This is a genomic window from Actinocorallia libanotica, from assembly GCF_039525175.1.
GTDB classification, from domain to species: Bacteria; Actinomycetota; Actinomycetes; order Streptosporangiales; family Streptosporangiaceae; genus Actinocorallia; species Actinocorallia libanotica.
On the sequence record NZ_BAAAHH010000024.1, the window covers coordinates 17744 to 32359 of the forward strand.

General features: G+C 69.7%; 20 protein-coding genes. 17 read left to right on the top strand and 3 right to left on the bottom strand.

Translation table 11 applies throughout. From position 1 onward, the window contains the following. Positions 1-17 precede the first annotated feature (17 nt). From rplF to ABD140_RS25630, 9 genes are all read left to right on the top strand, one after another. Positions 18-554: a 50S ribosomal protein L6 gene (gene rplF, locus ABD140_RS25590; protein ID WP_344243521.1), complete on the top strand. Its 537-nt coding sequence runs from the start codon at positions 18-20 to the stop codon at positions 552-554. 2 nt (positions 555-556) lie between these two features. Beyond that, positions 557-943 (top strand): 50S ribosomal protein L18, encoded by a 387-nt coding sequence (gene rplR / locus ABD140_RS25595; protein WP_106402406.1) that lies wholly within the window; start codon positions 557-559, stop codon positions 941-943. Between the two features lie 34 nt (positions 944-977). Beyond that, complete coding sequence (gene rpsE, locus ABD140_RS25600) at positions 978-1616, top strand: 30S ribosomal protein S5 (protein ID WP_344243522.1); 639 nt, start codon at positions 978-980, stop codon at positions 1614-1616. After that, positions 1613-1798 (top strand): 50S ribosomal protein L30, encoded by a 186-nt coding sequence (gene rpmD / locus ABD140_RS25605; RefSeq protein WP_106402408.1) that lies wholly within the window; start codon positions 1613-1615, stop codon positions 1796-1798. The genes rpsE and rpmD overlap by 4 nt, the downstream gene beginning before the upstream one ends. After that, on the top strand, positions 1795-2241 hold the full coding sequence (gene rplO, locus ABD140_RS25610; protein ID WP_344243523.1) for a 50S ribosomal protein L15: 447 nt from the start codon (positions 1795-1797) through the stop codon (positions 2239-2241). The genes rpmD and rplO overlap by 4 nt, the downstream gene beginning before the upstream one ends. 152 nt (positions 2242-2393) lie before the next feature. Then, positions 2394-3695, top strand: coding sequence for a preprotein translocase subunit SecY (secY, locus tag ABD140_RS25615; RefSeq protein WP_344243632.1), 1302 nt, complete (start codon positions 2394-2396; stop codon positions 3693-3695). Further along, complete coding sequence (locus ABD140_RS25620) at positions 3695-4339, top strand: adenylate kinase (protein WP_344243524.1); 645 nt, start codon at positions 3695-3697, stop codon at positions 4337-4339. Before secY ends, ABD140_RS25620 begins: the two co-directional genes overlap by 1 nt. Before the next feature lie 40 nt (positions 4340-4379). Then, the gene (map, locus tag ABD140_RS25625; RefSeq protein ID WP_344243526.1) at positions 4380-5180 is read left to right on the top strand and encodes a type I methionyl aminopeptidase; all 801 of its coding nucleotides are present in this window, start codon (positions 4380-4382) and stop codon (positions 5178-5180) included. Between the two features lie 27 nt (positions 5181-5207). Continuing rightward, positions 5208-5657 (top strand): DUF1707 SHOCT-like domain-containing protein, encoded by a 450-nt coding sequence (locus ABD140_RS25630; protein WP_344243527.1) that lies wholly within the window; start codon positions 5208-5210, stop codon positions 5655-5657. A 29-nt stretch (positions 5658-5686) separates the two neighbouring features. Here ABD140_RS25630 and ABD140_RS25635 read toward each other — a convergent pair whose 3' ends face one another. Beyond that, a complete protein-coding gene (locus ABD140_RS25635; protein ID WP_344243528.1) occupies positions 5687-6232 on the bottom strand; it encodes a hypothetical protein in 546 nt (181 codons plus the stop codon). Between the two features lie 331 nt (positions 6233-6563). On the opposite strand from ABD140_RS25635, the gene infA reads away from it, so the two are divergent. The 8 genes from infA (at position 6564) to truA (ending at position 11311) form a co-directional block, all read left to right on the top strand. After that, positions 6564-6785, top strand: a complete 222-nt coding sequence (infA, locus tag ABD140_RS25640) for a translation initiation factor IF-1 (protein ID WP_106402414.1) — start codon at positions 6564-6566, stop codon at positions 6783-6785. A 76-nt stretch (positions 6786-6861) separates the two neighbouring features. Beyond that, the gene (gene rpmJ / locus ABD140_RS25645; RefSeq protein ID WP_106402415.1) at positions 6862-6975 is read left to right on the top strand and encodes a 50S ribosomal protein L36; all 114 of its coding nucleotides are present in this window, start codon (positions 6862-6864) and stop codon (positions 6973-6975) included. Between the two features lie 172 nt (positions 6976-7147). Next, a complete protein-coding gene (gene rpsM, locus ABD140_RS25650; protein ID WP_344243529.1) occupies positions 7148-7528 on the top strand; it encodes a 30S ribosomal protein S13 in 381 nt (126 codons plus the stop codon). 61 nt (positions 7529-7589) lie between these two features. Continuing rightward, positions 7590-7994: a 30S ribosomal protein S11 gene (rpsK, locus tag ABD140_RS25655; protein ID WP_106402417.1), complete on the top strand. Its 405-nt coding sequence runs from the start codon at positions 7590-7592 to the stop codon at positions 7992-7994. A 20-nt stretch (positions 7995-8014) separates the two neighbouring features. After that, positions 8015-8641, top strand: a complete 627-nt coding sequence (gene rpsD, locus ABD140_RS25660; protein ID WP_344243530.1) for a 30S ribosomal protein S4 — start codon at positions 8015-8017, stop codon at positions 8639-8641. Positions 8642-8744: 103 nt separating this feature from the next. Beyond that, positions 8745-9761: a DNA-directed RNA polymerase subunit alpha gene (locus tag ABD140_RS25665; RefSeq protein WP_344243531.1), complete on the top strand. Its 1017-nt coding sequence runs from the start codon at positions 8745-8747 to the stop codon at positions 9759-9761. 92 nt (positions 9762-9853) lie between these two features. Continuing rightward, positions 9854-10348 (top strand): 50S ribosomal protein L17, encoded by a 495-nt coding sequence (gene rplQ, locus ABD140_RS25670; RefSeq protein WP_344243532.1) that lies wholly within the window; start codon positions 9854-9856, stop codon positions 10346-10348. 111 nt (positions 10349-10459) lie between these two features. Beyond that, positions 10460-11311 carry a tRNA pseudouridine(38-40) synthase TruA gene (gene truA / locus ABD140_RS25675; protein WP_344243533.1) on the top strand — a complete coding sequence of 284 codons (852 nt, stop codon included), beginning with the start codon at positions 10460-10462 and terminating at the stop codon, positions 11309-11311. Here truA and ABD140_RS25680 read toward each other — a convergent pair. After that, positions 11298-12575, bottom strand: coding sequence for a hypothetical protein (locus ABD140_RS25680; RefSeq protein WP_344243534.1), 1278 nt, complete (start codon positions 12573-12575; stop codon positions 11298-11300). The two genes, truA and ABD140_RS25680, sit on opposite strands and share 14 nt — an antisense overlap. A gap of 52 nt (positions 12576-12627) precedes the next feature. Further along, positions 12628-14406, bottom strand: coding sequence for a hypothetical protein (locus ABD140_RS25685; RefSeq protein ID WP_344243535.1), 1779 nt, complete (start codon positions 14404-14406; stop codon positions 12628-12630). Positions 14407-14616 lie beyond the last annotated feature (210 nt).

Genomic DNA, 14616 nt, shown 5'->3' on the forward strand with positions numbered 1-14616 from the left:
CGGAAGGAGGAACAGACATGTCTCGCATTGGACGTCTGCCCATCTCCGTTCCCAGCGGAGTCGAGGTCAAGATCGATGGCCAGCAGGTCACGGTCAAGGGTTCGAAGGGCACGCTCGACCTCACGATCGCCGAGCCGATCAGGGCCGAGCTGGAGAACGGCGTGATCACGGTCACCCGTCCCAACGACATCAACACCGTCCGCGGTCTGCACGGCCTGACCCGGACGCTCATCTCCAACATGGTCGAGGGTGTCACCCAGGGCTATGTCAAGACCCTCGAGATCCAGGGCGTCGGCTACCGCGTCGTGGCCAAGGGCAAGGACCTGGAGTTCTCGCTGGGCTACAGCCACCCGATCCTGGTGAAGGCGCCCGACGGCATCACCTTCACGGTCGAGAAGCCGACCCTGTTCAAGGTCGAGGGCATCGACAAGCAGAAGGTCGGCGAGGTCGCGGCGAACATTCGCAAGCTGCGCAAGCCCGACCCGTACAAGGGCAAGGGTGTGCGCTACCAGGGCGAGCACATCCGCCGCAAGGTCGGAAAGGCTGGTAAGTAGTCATGGCTGGCACCAAGGGCCTGTTCCGGAAGGGAACGAGCAAGCGGGCCTCCTCCCGCAAGCGTCGTCACCTTCGGGTCCGCAAGAAGGTCGTCGGCACGGCTACGCGCCCGCGGCTCATCGTGACCCGTTCGACCAAGCACGTCTTCGTCCAGGTCGTGGACGACACGGTCGGCAAGACCGTCGCGTCCGCCTCGACCATGGAGGCCGCGCTGCGCGCCGCCGAGGGCGACAAGACCGCCAAGTCGCATGAGGTCGGCAAGCTCGTCGCCGAGCGCGCCAAGGCCGTGGGTGTCGAGGCGGTCGTCTTCGACCGCGCCGGCAACAAGTACCACGGCCGCGTCGCCGCCGTCGCGGACGGGGCACGCGAGGGGGGTCTCGCGCTGTGACCTCCACGATCACGTCTGAGAAGAGGAACCACTAATGGCAGCTGCTCCCAGTCGCGGAGGCGGCCAGGGCGGCGAGCGTCGTGACGGCCGTCGTGACGGACGCCGTGACGACCGCCGCGGTGGCGCCGACAAGGGCACGTCGTACATCGAGCGCGTCGTCGCGATCAACCGCGTCGCCAAGGTCGTGAAGGGTGGTCGTCGCTTCAGCTTCACCGCCCTCGTGATCGTCGGTGACGGCAACGGCACCGTCGGCGTCGGCTACGGCAAGGCGAAGGAAGTCCCGGCCGCGATCGCCAAGGGCGTCGAAGAGGCCAAGAAGAACTTCTTCAAGGTCCCCAGGATCCAGGGCACCATCCCCCACCGGGTCCAGGGCGAGGCCGCCGCGGGCGTCGTGCTGCTCAAGCCGGCGAGCCCCGGTACCGGTGTCATCGCCGGCGGTCCGGTGCGCGCCGTCCTGGAGGCCGCCGGCATCCAGGACGTCCTGTCCAAGTCGCTCGGCTCCTCGAACGCCATCAACATCGTCCACGCGACGGTGACGGCGCTCAAGCAGCTGAAGCGTCCGGAGGAGATCGCCGCCAAGCGCGGTCTGCCTCTGGAGGACGTCGCTCCCGCCGCCCTGCTGCGGGCCCGCGCCGCCGGCCTGGAGGCCGCGAAGGCCGAGGTGACGTCATGACCCAGCTCAAGATCACGCAGATCAAGTCTGTGATCAGCGAGAAGCAGAACCAGCGGGACTCGCTGCGGACCCTGGGCCTCAAGAAGATCGGCCAGAGCGTCGTTCGCGAGGACAAGCCCGAGGTCGTCGGCCTGATCCGCACCGTTGCCCACCTGGTGAAGGTGGAGGAGGTCCAGTCATGAGCGAGGCTCTGAAGGTCCACGACCTCAAGCCGGCTCCGGGCGCCAACAAGCGCAAGGTCCGCAAGGGCCGCGGCGAGGCGTCCAAGGGCAAGACCGCCGGTCGCGGTACGAAGGGCACCAAGGCCCGCAACACCGTGCCGGTCGGCTTCGAGGGCGGCCAGATGCCGCTGATCCGCCGGGTGCCGAAGCTCAAGGGCTTCAAGAACCCGAACCGGGTCGAGTTCCAGGTGGTCAACCTGGACAAGCTGGCCGAGCTCTACCCCTCCGGTGGCGAGGTCACCGCCGAGGACCTGGCGGCCAAGGGCGCGGTGCGCTCCGGCCGTCCGGTGAAGATCCTCGGCACCGGTGAGATCTCCGTGGCGGTCCAGGTGAAGGTCAACGCCTTCTCCGGATCGGCCCAGGAGAAGATCATCGCTGCCGGCGGGTCCGTCGAGCAGGTCTGATTCATGCGGAACCGGGGCCGGCCGTCCAACGTTGGAGGGTCGGCCCCGGCTTCGTCTGCTGTTAGCATTCGACGGGCTCTGACTGTGAGCCGCGTCATCCTAGGCTTGGGTTCCCATGCTGTCTGACCAGGTACACACGCGCAGGAGGAATGGTGCTCACCGCTGTCGCTAGGGCGTTCAAGGCGCCTGACCTGCGCAAGAAGATTCTCTTCACGCTTCTCATCATCCTCGTCTTCCGGATCGGGTCACTGCTCCCGACGCCCGGCGTCGACGTGGGTGCGGTCAAGGCGGCGCTCGACGCCGCCGAGAGCGGGGCGAACAAGAACCTCTACTCACTGATCAACCTGTTCAGCGGTGGTGCGCTGCTGCAGCTGTCGGTGTTCGCGCTGGGCATCATGCCCTACATCACCGCGAGCATCATCATCCAGCTGCTCACCGTGGTGATCCCGCGGCTGGAGGCCCTCAAGAAGGAGGGCCAGGCCGGCACCACGAAGATCACGCAGTACACCCGGTACCTGACGATCGGGCTGGCGATCCTGCAGTCGACCGGCATCGTGGCCATGGCCGCGACCGGCAACCTGTTCCAGGGCCAGGCCAGCGGTGACCTGCTCTACAACACCGACCTGTTCACCGTCATCTCGATGGTGATCGTGATGACCGCCGGCACCGCCGTCATCATGTGGCTGGGCGAGCTCATCACCGACCGGGGCATCGGCAACGGCATGTCGATCCTCATCTTCACGCAGGTCGTCGCCACCTTCCCGCAGCAGTTCGCGAACATCTTCCGCACCAAGGGCGGCTTCATCTTCACGATCGTGATCCTGGTGGGTCTGGCGATCGTCGCCGCGGTCGTGTTCGTCGAGCAGGCCCAGCGCCGCGTCCCCGTGCAGTACGCCAAGCGCATGGTCGGCCGCCGGATGTACGGCGGCACCTCGACCTACATCCCGCTGAAGGTCAACCAGGCGGGCATCATCCCTGTGATCTTCGCCTCTTCGCTGCTGTACCTGCCGCAGCTGGCGGGTCAGCTCTGGCCGGACAACGAGTTCCTCGCCAAGTACGTCCTCGCCTACATGGCCCAGGACAACCCGGTCAACATGGCCGTCACGTTCGCCCTGATCATCTTCTTCACGTACTTCTACGTGGCCATCACCTTCAACCCCACTGAAGTCGCCGACAACATGAAGAAGTACGGTGGTTTCATCCCGGGTATCCGTCCGGGGCGGCCCACGGCCGAGTACCTCGACTACGTGCTCAGCAGGATCACCGCTCCCGGCTCGCTCTACCTGGGTCTGGTCGCCCTCATCCCGATGGTGGCGTTCGCGCTCGTCGGCGCAGCGCAGGACTTCCCCTTCGGCGGCACCAGCATCCTGATCATCGTCGGCGTTGGGTTGGACACCGTGAAGCAGATCGAATCGCAGCTCCAGCAGCGTAGCTATGAAGGATTCCTCCGCTAGTGCGCATCGTGCTGGTGGGCCCCCCGGGAGCGGGCAAGGGAACTCAGGCCCAGTTCATCGCATCCCATCTGTCGATCCCGAAAATCTCGACAGGTGACATCTTCCGCGCCAACGTGAGCGGCGGAACCGAGCTCGGCGTCCTCGCCAAGCAGTACATGGACAAGGGCGACCTGGTACCGGACGAGGTCACGGTCGCCATGGTCCGGGACAGGATCGCGCAGCCGGACGCCGCCGGCGGCTTCCTGCTCGACGGCTTTCCGCGCAACGTCCCCCAGGCGGAGACGCTGCGCGACATCCTGGCCGAGAACGGCCAGGCCGTGGACAAGGTCCTCGAACTCGTCGTGGACGAGGACGAGGTCGTCCGCCGGCTGTCGGGCCGGCGCACCTGCGGCCAGTGCGGCCGGATCTGGCACGTCGACTTCGACGAGGGCCGCGACGACATCTGCGATGACTGCGGCGGCAAGCTCTTCCAGCGGGACGACGACAAGGAAGAGGTCGTCCGGCACCGGCTCGAGGTCTACAAGGAACAGACCGAGCCGCTCGTGGAGTTCTACGAGAAGGAGGGCGTACTCGCGGGGATCGAGGCCACCGGCACGGTGGACGAGGTCACCGCGCGCGCGCTCGCCGCGCTCCGTCCGGAGTAGGTAAGACAGCAGCAGGGGGGGACGGGTGTTCAGAAGGCGGATGCGCATCCAGGTGAAGACGCCCGAGCAGATCGAGCTCATGCGCGTCGCCGGCCGGCTGGTCGGCGAGACACTGGCGCTGGTGGCCGCGGCGGTCAAGCCGGGAGTCACCACCAAGGAGCTGGACCGGCTGGCCGAGGACAACATCCGCGGCGGCGGCGGCATCCCATCCTTCATCGGCGTACCCGGGCCGATCACCCCCTTCCCGGCGACGTTGTGCACCTCGGTCAACGAGGAGATCGTCCACTGCATCCCCAGCGACGAGCGGGTCCTCCAGGAGGGGGACATCGTCTCGATCGACTGCGGCGCGATCGTGGACGGCTGGCACGGCGACGCCGCCGTCACCGTCCCGGTGGGCGAGGTCGCCCCCGACGTGGCGGAGCTGCTGAAGGTGACCGAGGAGTCCCTGTGGCGAGGCCTGGCCGCCTGCAAGGCCGGAGGCAACCTCGGCGACATCGGGCACGCGGTCGCCTCTTACGTGCAGGCTCAGGGCCGCTACGGCATCGTCGAAGGCTACGGCGGGCACGGGATCGGCACCGAGATGCACATGGAGCCCTTCATCCCCAACGTGGGGCGCCGCGGCGGCGGCATGAAGCTGGGTCCCGGCATGGTGTTCGCGATCGAGCCGATGGTCAACCTCGGCGAAGCGGGCACCCACGAGCTCGAGGACGGCTGGACCGTCGTCACGGTCGACGGCAGGCCCTCGGCCCACTTCGAGCACACGGTGGCGATCACTCCGGAAGGCCCCCAGGTGCTGACCGCGCTTGAGGGATGGCGGGAGCGCATCGCACAATTGCTCTGACAGACGCTGATCTTAGGAGGGACCCGGATGCCGCAGAATCCGGAGATGCGGGCGTCCGACCGCGACCGCGAGCAGTGCGCGGAGGTCCTCCGGGAGAACTACGCGCAGGGCCGCCTCACCCAGGACGAGCTGAACGAGCGCCTGGACGCGGTGTACGAGACCCGCACGATGGGCGGTCTGCAGCAGCTCACCGCCGACCTCCCCGCGCAGGACCTCTACGACCTGCCGCTGGCGGCGGCCAAGGACTCCGTCCCGGCGGTGCGCACCCCCGCGGAGCTGCAGCGCGAGAGCGGCGGGCTGCGGGCGGGCTGGGCGGCCTGGGCCACGGCGAACCTCGTCGTCTTCACGATCTGGCTGGTCTCCAGCGTCTCCAGCGGTGAGTGGCTCAACCCCTGGTTCCTGTGGGTGGCCGGCCCCTGGGGCGCGGTGCTGCTGGCCCGCACCCTCTTCGGCAACCCCCGCTCGGGCGGGGACTGACCGTCCGGCGGCCCGGGCGTGCCCCGGGTTCAGGCGGTGGCGCGGATCGCGCGGGTGAGCGCGGCGACCAGGGCGCGCGGGTCGGGTGCCAGGTCCGGCACGACCTCGCGCAGGGCGAGCCAGCCGTTGACCGCCCGGATGGTGGGGCCCGCCTCGTCCAGGACGTGGTCCTCGATCCCGTACCAGGCGGCGACGTGGGACCAGCGCCACAACCGGTGGGTCTCGGGCTTGGGGAAGCCGCCGGGACCGCGCTGGCCGTTGCTCGCCAGGCGCACCGACTCCACGGTGCGGCCCACCCGCTCGGCTATCTCCCGCAGGGCCAGCAGAGGGTCGGCCTCCGCCCGCCGGATGACGATGCCGGGGACGGCGGCCTCCACCCGGGTGATCACCTCGACCACCGCGGCGGCCAGGGAGGGCCCGTCCCAGTGGCACCGGGCCTGGCCTGGGCCGGTCACCTCGGCGGCGGTCCGCACACAGGCGACGGTGACGTATCCTTGTGTGCGTTCGAACAATGGATCGAGCTCATGCTCGAACACTGGTCTGCTGAGGACCAGTTCGAAGTCATAAGCCGCCATGGTTGAAACGTACAGCGCCTGAGCGTGGTGTGAAAGCCGGTAAGGGCGGTGGCGGCGATGCGGTGCAGCTCGGCGTGCGGTTGATTTCGCAAACGCCGGGCGCGTCGCGTAGACTCATCATTCGGTCCAGTGTCGGATCATCATGCTCGCGTAAAGCGAGGCGAGGTGAACTCGTCCCGTTTTGCGGCGGCGGATCCCACGAACCCTCCTCCGGTCGAGTGCCGAGGTGGGCTGGACGTCCTGGGAGACTCCCTCGTTCCTGACGGCGCAGCCGTGCGGACAGGGGTGTTCCGGGGAGGCAGACGAAACCGATCAGCGAAGCGCGGAGGCCATGGCCAAGAAGGAAGGCGCCATCGAGATCGAGGGCGTTGTCATCGAGTCCCTCCCGAACGCGATGTTCAAGGTGGAGCTCGACAACGGGCACAAGGTCCTCGCGCACATCAGCGGCAAGATGCGGATGCACTACATCCGGATCCTGCCCGACGACCGGGTCGTGGTGGAGCTCTCTCCCTACGACCTGACCCGGGGTCGGATCGTCTACCGCTACAAGTAGACAGGTACACCGACTGGGGTTGCCTTTTCCGCTGTGGCAGGCGGGAATGACCCTGCTCATCAAGCTAGGAGACCCAGTGAAGGTCAAGCCGAGTGTCAAGAAGATCTGCTCCAAGTGCCGCGTCATCCGCCGGCACGGCCGCGTCATGGTGATCTGCCAGGACCCGCGCCACAAGCAGCGTCAGGGCTGAGACTCGTTCTCCCGCACCATCACAACTGACAACATGCCGCAGTTCGCCACGTCCGGGCCTTCCAGGCACGGATACGGGCGAGTGACCCCCGGTCGGAGGCCGGGGCCCGTCCTGGGCAGGGACGGGGCCGCGGCAGGTAGGACCTCCGCCGACTGAAAGGACACTGCCCGACATGGCACGTCTCCTTGGTGTCGACCTCCCGCGCGAGAAGCGCCTGGAGGTCGCGCTGACCTACATCTTCGGCATCGGCCGCACCCGTGCCCTGGAGACCCTCAAGGCGACCGGGGTCGACGGGAACATGCGGGTGCACCAGCTCACCGACGCCGAGCTGATCCCGCTGCGCGACTACATCGACGCCAACTTCAAGATCGAGGGCGACCTGCGCCGCGAGGTGCAGGCGGACATCCGCCGCAAGATCGAGATCGGGTGCTACCAGGGCATCCGGCACCGCAAGGGTCTTCCCGTGCACGGTCAGCGCACGCAGACCAACGCGCGTACCCGCAAGGGCAAGAAGAAGACCGTGGCCGGCAAGAAGAAGGCCGGCAAGAAGTAGACCGGCCGGGGCGCGAGCCCCGCCGCCACCGGTCCGATGACCTCTGGAGTGAAGAAGAGCAATGCCTCCTAAGAGCCGCCAGGGCGCGCCGAAGAAGCTGCGCCGCAAGGAAAAGAAGAACGTCGCTCACGGGCACGCCCACATCAAGAGCACGTTCAACAACACCATCGTGTCCATCACCGACCCGAACGGGAACGTGATCTCCTGGGCCTCCTCCGGCCACGTGGGTTTCAAGGGCTCCCGCAAGTCCACCCCGTACGCCGCCCAGCAGGCCGCCGAGAACGCCGCCCGTCGTGCCATGGAGCACGGGATGCGCAAGGTCGACGTCTTCGTCAAGGGCCCGGGCTCGGGCCGCGAGACCGCCATCCGCTCGCTGCAGGCGACCGGCCTCGAGGTGGGCTCGATCCAGGACGTCACGCCCGTTCCGCACAACGGCTGCCGCCCGCCCAAGAGGCGTCGGGTCTGAGGCCGAGGAGATAAAGACACATGGCTCGTTACACCGGTCCCGACTGCAAGCTCTGCCGTCGCGAGAAGACCAAGCTGTTCCTCAAGGGCAGCAAGTGCCTGGGCGCCAAGTGCCCGATCGAGAGTCGGCCCTACCCTCCGGGTGAGCACGGCCGCGGTCGCACCAAGGAGTCCGAGTACCAGCTCCAGCTGCGGGAGAAGCAGAAGACCCGCCGTATCTACGGCGTGCTCGAGAAGCAGTTCCGCAACTACTACGAAGAGGCCAACCGCAAGACCGGCAAGACGGGTGAGAACCTGCTCTCGCTGCTCGAGCGCCGCCTCGACAACGTCGTCTACCGGGCCGGCTTCGCCAAGTCCCGTGACGCCGCCCGTCAGGCGATCCGCCACAACCACATCCTGGTGAACGGCAAGCGGGTGAACATCCCGTCGTTCCTCGTGTCCGAGAAGGACATCATCGAGGTGCGCGGCAAGTCCACCGAGATGACCCCGTTCGTGGTGGCCCGCGCCGAGGCCGAGGCCCACCAGGTCCCGGCCTGGATCGAGGTCGTCGCCGACAAGATGCGCATCCTGGTCCACTCGCTGCCGGTCCGCCAGCAGATCGACACCCAGGTCCAGGAGCAGCTGATCGTCGAGCTCTACTCCAAGTAAGAGCTCCGCAGCCCCCGAAGAGGTCATCCGGCCTCTTCGGGGGTATGTCCGTTATGTCATGGCCGTCAAATAGCGGGCGGCCCCGACAGAAAGCGAGCATCACATGCTCATCGCCCAGCGTCCGTCGCTCACCGAAGAGCAGGTGGACGAGTACCGCAGCCGGTTCGTCATCGAGCCGCTGGAGCCGGGTTTCGGCTACACCATCGGTAACTCGCTCCGCCGCACGCTCCTGTCCTCCATCCCCGGCGCCGCGGTCACCAGCATCCGCGTCGAGGGCGTCCTGCACGAGTTCTCCACCGTGCCGGGCGTCAAGGAGGACCTGACCGACATCATCCTCAACCTCAAGCAGCTCGTCGTCTCCTCCGAGCACGACGAGCCGGTCGTCATGTACCTGCGCAAGCAGGGCCCGGGCGACGTCACCGCCGCGGACATCGCGCCGCCGGCCGGTGTCGAGGTGCACAACCCCGACCTGAAGATCGCCACGCTGAACAGCAAGGCGAAGCTGGAGATGGAGCTGACGGTCGAGCGCGGCCGCGGCTACGTCTCGGCGACCCAGAACAAGCAGCCGGGGCAGGAGATCGGCCGGATCCCGATCGACTCCATCTACTCCCCGGTGCTCAAGGTCACCTACAAGGTCGAGGCGACCCGTGTCGAGCAGCGCACCGACTTCGACCGTCTGATCCTGGACGTCGAGACCAAGCACTGCATGCTGCCGCGCGACGCGGTGGCGTCGGCCGGCAAGACCCTGGTCGAGCTGTTCGGCCTCGCCCGCGAGCTGAACGTCGAGGCCGAGGGCATCGACATGGGCCCGTCCCCGACGGACGCCGCGCTCGCGGCGGACCTGGCGCTGCCGATCGAGGAGCTCAACCTCACGGTCCGCTCCTACAACTGCCTCAAGCGCGAGGGCATCCACTCGGTGGGCGAGCTCGTCGCCCGCTCCGAGCAGGACCTGCTGGACATCCGCAACTTCGGTGCCAAGTCCATCGAAGAGGTCAAGCAGAAGCTGCACGACATGGGGCTGTCCCTCAAGGACTCCCCTCCCGGTTTCGACCCGACCGCCGCCGCCGACGCCTACGGCGACGACGGCGACGAGTCGTTCGCCGAGACCGAGCAGTACTGAGCTGTACCGTCCGGCGCCGTGGCCGCGGCGCCGGGCGTCGTCCATCAAGCTGACCCCAGTACCTGACACGGCTGGGGCAGGAAGGAAGAGCCATGCCCAAGCCCGCCAAGGGCGCCCGCCTCGGCGGCAGCCCGGCCCACGAGAAGCTGATCCTGGCCAACCTGGCCACCCAGCTCTTCGAGCACGGCCGCATCACCACCACCGAGGCCAAGGCCCGCCGGCTGCGCCCGGTGGCCGAGAAGCTGATCACCAAGGCCAAGAAGGGCGACATCGCCAACCGCCGCCTGGTGATCAAGACCATCCGGGACAAGGGTGTGGTGCACAAGCTGTTCGCCGAGATCGGCCCGCACTTCGCCGAGCGGCCGGGCGGCTACACCCGGATCACCAAGATCGGCCCCCGCAAGGGCGACAACGCGCCGATGGCCGTGATCGAGCTGGTGGCCGAGCAGGTCTCCGGCGTGACGGTCCGCAAGACCGCCGCCGCCGAGCCCGAGGCCGAGACGACGGTCGAGCAGACCGAGGCCGTCGCCGCCGAGGCCCCGCAGGCCGAGGAGGCCAAGGTCGAGGCCGCCGAGGCCGAGAAGTAAAGGCATCGCCTCGTTTCGGGCCCGTCGTCCTCTTCTCCGAGGGCGGCGGGTCCGTTCGTTCCCGGGACACCGTGTCCGGGGAACTTCGCACGTGGGGAGCGGGAAGCACACATGACGGCCTTGGTGAGGCTGCGGCTGGACATCAGCTATGACGGCGCGGACTTCGCGGGCTGGGCGCGCCAGCCCGCGCAGCGCACCGTCCAGGGGGTGGTCGAGGAGGCGCTCGCCCGCATCATGCGGCTGGACCCGCCGCCGGTCCTGACCGTCGCGGGGCGCACCGACGCCGGGGTGCACGCCACGGGCCAGGTCGCGCACGTGGTCGTGCCCGCGGCCGCCTACCAGCCGATCAGCAGGGCGATGCCGCGCAGGCTGGCCGCCGTGCTCCCGCCGGACGTGCGGGTGCGCGAGGTGGCCCTGGCGCCCGAGGGGTTCGACGCCCGCTTCTCGGCGCTGCGGCGGCGCTACGAGTACCGGGTCGGCGACGAGCCGACGGGTGTGGCGCCGCTGCGCCGCCGGGACACCGTCTGGCACCCGCGGCCCCTGGACGTCGACCGTATGAACGAGGCGGCACGGCTGCTGGTCGGCGAGCACGACTTCGCCGCGTACTGCCGCAAGCGCGAGGGCGCCACCACGATCCGCAGGCTGCTGCGCTACGGCTGGGAGCGCCGGGAGGAGCGCCTGGCGGTGGCGACGGTCGAGGCCGACGCGTTCTGCCACTCGATGGTCCGCGCCCTGGTCGGCGCGGTGCTGTCGGTCGGCGACGGGCGCCGCCCGGTGGAGTGGCCGCGCGAGGTGCTGCTGGCCGGGGTGCGCGACTCGGCGGTGAAGGTGGCGCCGGCCCACGGCCTGATCCTGGTGGAGGTCTCCTACCCGGAGGACCACCTGCTGGCCGACCGCGCCCTGGAGACCCGCCGGGTGCGGACGCTGCCCGCTCCGGTCGTCCCCTCGCCTACCGCTTCGTGAGCGGTTCGCCCGCGTAGGCCAGGAAGGAGCGGGCCGTCGCGGCGAGCTCCTCGGGCCGCTTGGCGGGCTTGGTGCCGTCGAGGTACTGCGCGTAGGCGTACAGCACGTAGCGGCCGTAGGTGTCGAGGGCGGCGTGGCCGCCGGGCCTGGTGACGGCCTTGGAGTTCTTGCCGGGCAGCGGCGTGAACCATTCGCCCCTGCGGGCGGGGGTCCCCGCCTTGCGGACGGCGAGGGCGACCTTCTTGGTGGGCATGGCCACGACGCCGACGGTGACGCCGATCTTCTTGTTGCCGGTGATGTAGGTGGAGCGCACCAGGCCCTGGCACTTCTGCTTCACCAGGAGCTTGGCCATGGCGCCGCCGGCCGCGTAGTCGCAGCGCAGGTTGAGGGACTTGCGGTCCTGGACGAAGTCGCGGCCGTCCAGGCGGAGGCGCTTCGAGGGGAAGACCTCGCCCATGGTCAGCGGCTTCGGGTCGGTCTTGGCGCTGTCCACGGCGGGGGGCCCGGGCTTGCCCGGGGTCTTCTCGGGCGGTGCCGGAGGGGACGTGGCGGCCTGCGGCGCGGCGGACGTCCGGGCGGTCATCGGGGTGCCGGCGGGCGCGGGGTCCTTCTCGGAGCCGGAGAGCAGCACGTAGGCGGCGCCCGCGACGGCCAGGGTGGGGACGAGCGCCAGCGCGACGTACAGGGCGGTGCGCTTCTTCTTCGGCTCTTCGGGCCGGGGGAGGGGCGCCAGGGCGAGAGAGGGCGACTCGGCGGCCGGGACGGGGGCGGGGGGCCTGGCGGCCATGTCCACGATGGTCTGGCCGGGCCCGGCGGAGGGGGAGGCCCAGGCGCCGGGGGAGTCCAGCAGCCGCTGCTCGGCCTGCTTCTTGCCGTCGGCGGCGCCCGCGGGCAGGTCGGTCACGGTCTGGAGGGCGGGCGCGGCGAAGACCGCGGCCCGCGGGTCCTCGGGGGAGAGGTCGCTGATGGTGGCCGTGGCCTCGGCCGCCCCGGGGGCGGGGCGCAGGCTCGGCGGAACCGCGCGGCGGGTGTCGACCGACGGCACGCCGGGGCCGGCGACCAGGACGCCCGGCGGCTCGGCCTCGCCGCCCGCCGGCGCGGCGGCGTCCCACCAGGGCGCGCTGGGCGGCCCCTGCACCGGAAGCCCGCCGGGCGCGGTGGCCGCGGGCCGGCCGGCACGGGGGCCGGGACGTGGCGGGGCCGGGGGGACCGGCGCGGTCTCGGTGGTCTCGGCTCCAGGCGGGCCGTCATCAGGACCGGACATGGTCGTACAGCGTAGTCAAACCGCTAGGTATGTGGAGCCTTCGCCAAATAATTCAGAGTCCCGGCTTGCCCGTCTCATCTCTGATGTGCAGGGCGGGGCCGAGATTGCTGCCGTTGACCGTGCTCTGCGCGAAGGTCTGCGCCGCCTTCTTGTGCTTGGCCGGGATGGCCTTGCCGTCCGGCAGCTGCACCCAGGTCATGATCAGGTAGTGGCCGCGGCTCCACGCCGCGCCCAGCGCGTCGCCCTGGCCGATCTTGCTGGTGACGCCCTTGCCCGGCACCGCGATCACGTAGGCGTCCTTGGCCGTCGCGGCCTTGGCGGCCTTGGTGGCGGCCGAGGCGCTGGCGAGGTTGGCCACGCCGACCGTCCCGATCATCTTGCCGCCCGCGGTGGCGAAGGTGGCGCGCAGGAACTGGGTGCACTTGCCCTTGGCCAGCGCCGCCTGCAGCGCCTTGCCGTGCACGCTGTCCTTGCAGACCGCCTTCTTGCGGACGGACATCACATAGGTGATGCCCTTCTCGGTGAACTTCTTCTTGCGGAAGACCTCGCCGAGGGACAGCGGCCTGGGGTCGGTCTTGCGGTTCTGCAGCAGGCCGCCCGAGGCCCCGGGCGGAGGGGTGCTCGGCTGCGCGGACGCGGTGGGACCGCCGTCCGTCCCGGCGCTGGGACCGGTGGACACCTGCGAGGAGGACTTGGCGGCGGTCTCCTTCTTGTCGTCGTCGCCGGGGAACAGCACGAAGACGGCGGCGCCCACCGCCGCCACGGCGACCAGGGCGCCGCCGATGATCAGGGGCTTGCGGCCGCCCTTGCCCCGGCCCTCGTCCCCGGCCGGGACGCCGTCGCCGTTCCACTGCTCGCCCGGACCGAAGCCGTCGTCGCCCTGGGGCTGCCACGGGACGGCGGGCTGCGGGCCGGTGTAGCCGCCGTGGGGCGGGTGGGCGGCCAGGCCGGCCGGGGGCATCGGCTGGGCGCCGCTGTGCCCGTCGCGGGGGTGCGGGTCGTAGGGCTGCTCGAACCCCTGGTCGTAGGGCTGCTCGTAGCCCTGCTGGTCCGGCCAGGCGGCGGGCTGGGGGGAGAGGGACTGGGCGCCGGTGAAGGGCTGTGACGCCAGCGCGCCCTCCGGCGCTTCAAAGGGGGAAGGCTCGAAGGCCGGCGGCTCATAGGGAGGGAAGGCCTGGGTTCCGCCGGGAGCCTCGTAGGGCTGCGCGGAAAGGGCTCCGGTGGGCGTCTCGAAGCCGCCGGACTGCGCGAAGTCCTGGGGCTCGTGCCCGTCGTAGGCGGGGGGCGCGTCGTAGGACTGCGGGTCGTAGGACGGCTGGGGGTCGTAGACGGGCAGCGCGTGGGTGCCGGTGGGGGGCTGCTCGTACGCCTGCGGCGCGGGGTCGTCCCAGGGGGTGGCCTGCGGGCCGCTCGGGCTCTCCGGCCAGCCGGCCTGCCCCGCCTCCGGCCAGCCGCCGGAGGAGTCGGTGAAGGTGGCGTTGGCGTCGGTGCCGGGCTTGCCGAAGTCGGTGCCGGGCTTGCTGAAGGAGGCGGGGGCCGAGAGGGGGTCGTCGCCCCAGGAGGGCTGTGATTCGGCCCACTCCGGTGCGGCCGGGGGCTGCGGCGGGGCGGCGGCGCTCTCCAGCCAGGAGGACGCCTGCTCCGGTGCGGGGGGCTGCTGCTCGGCGCCCCAGCCGGCGGAGGCGGGCTCTCCTCCGTGCCAGGAAGGGGTCTCATGGTCGTCGGACGGCTGCTGCGGTACCGGCGCGCTCAACGGGTGCCGTGACCAGGGGTCGGTCTCCGGCGGAGTGCTGTCCCATGGCGGCTGGTCGTTGTCACCCGGATAACCCATGTTGCGGAGCCTATCGGTCGTTTCGAGGTGCCCTTCGGCCCGAATTCGTCCCACCATGACACGGACAGGGGCTCCGTGCAGCTCATTCGGCCCAGCGGGGGAGAGTTCTCGGGCATACTGGAGGCATACTGTCAGAGGCAGGATCGGCACTCGTGACCGCCGTCCCGTTCACTCGAACGGTGCGCCGTCCGGGGACGCTGCTTTGCCCAT

Excerpts from the sequence above, each read along its gene's own strand:
- rplF (WP_344243521.1), top strand. The coding sequence starts at position 18 with ATGTCTCGCATTGGACGTCTGCCCATCTCCGTTCCCAGCGGAGTCGAG.
- rplR (WP_106402406.1), top strand. The coding sequence starts at position 557 with ATGGCTGGCACCAAGGGCCTGTTCCGGAAGGGAACGAGCAAGCGGGCC.
- rpsE (WP_344243522.1), top strand. The coding sequence starts at position 978 with ATGGCAGCTGCTCCCAGTCGCGGAGGCGGCCAGGGCGGCGAGCGTCGT.
- rpmD (WP_106402408.1), top strand. The coding sequence starts at position 1,613 with ATGACCCAGCTCAAGATCACGCAGATCAAGTCTGTGATCAGCGAGAAG.
- rplO (WP_344243523.1), top strand. The coding sequence starts at position 1,795 with ATGAGCGAGGCTCTGAAGGTCCACGACCTCAAGCCGGCTCCGGGCGCC.
- map (WP_344243526.1), top strand. The coding sequence starts at position 4,380 with ATGCGCATCCAGGTGAAGACGCCCGAGCAGATCGAGCTCATGCGCGTC.
- ABD140_RS25630 (WP_344243527.1), top strand. The coding sequence starts at position 5,208 with ATGCCGCAGAATCCGGAGATGCGGGCGTCCGACCGCGACCGCGAGCAG.
- ABD140_RS25635 (WP_344243528.1), bottom strand. The coding sequence starts at position 6,232 with ATGGCGGCTTATGACTTCGAACTGGTCCTCAGCAGACCAGTGTTCGAG.
- infA (WP_106402414.1), top strand. The coding sequence starts at position 6,564 with ATGGCCAAGAAGGAAGGCGCCATCGAGATCGAGGGCGTTGTCATCGAG.
- rpsM (WP_344243529.1), top strand. The coding sequence starts at position 7,148 with ATGGCACGTCTCCTTGGTGTCGACCTCCCGCGCGAGAAGCGCCTGGAG.
- rpsK (WP_106402417.1), top strand. The coding sequence starts at position 7,590 with ATGCCTCCTAAGAGCCGCCAGGGCGCGCCGAAGAAGCTGCGCCGCAAG.
- rpsD (WP_344243530.1), top strand. The coding sequence starts at position 8,015 with ATGGCTCGTTACACCGGTCCCGACTGCAAGCTCTGCCGTCGCGAGAAG.
- ABD140_RS25665 (WP_344243531.1), top strand. The coding sequence starts at position 8,745 with ATGCTCATCGCCCAGCGTCCGTCGCTCACCGAAGAGCAGGTGGACGAG.
- rplQ (WP_344243532.1), top strand. The coding sequence starts at position 9,854 with ATGCCCAAGCCCGCCAAGGGCGCCCGCCTCGGCGGCAGCCCGGCCCAC.
- truA (WP_344243533.1), top strand. The coding sequence starts at position 10,460 with ATGACGGCCTTGGTGAGGCTGCGGCTGGACATCAGCTATGACGGCGCG.
- ABD140_RS25680 (WP_344243534.1), bottom strand. The coding sequence starts at position 12,575 with ATGTCCGGTCCTGATGACGGCCCGCCTGGAGCCGAGACCACCGAGACC.
- ABD140_RS25685 (WP_344243535.1), bottom strand. The coding sequence starts at position 14,406 with ATGGGTTATCCGGGTGACAACGACCAGCCGCCATGGGACAGCACTCCG.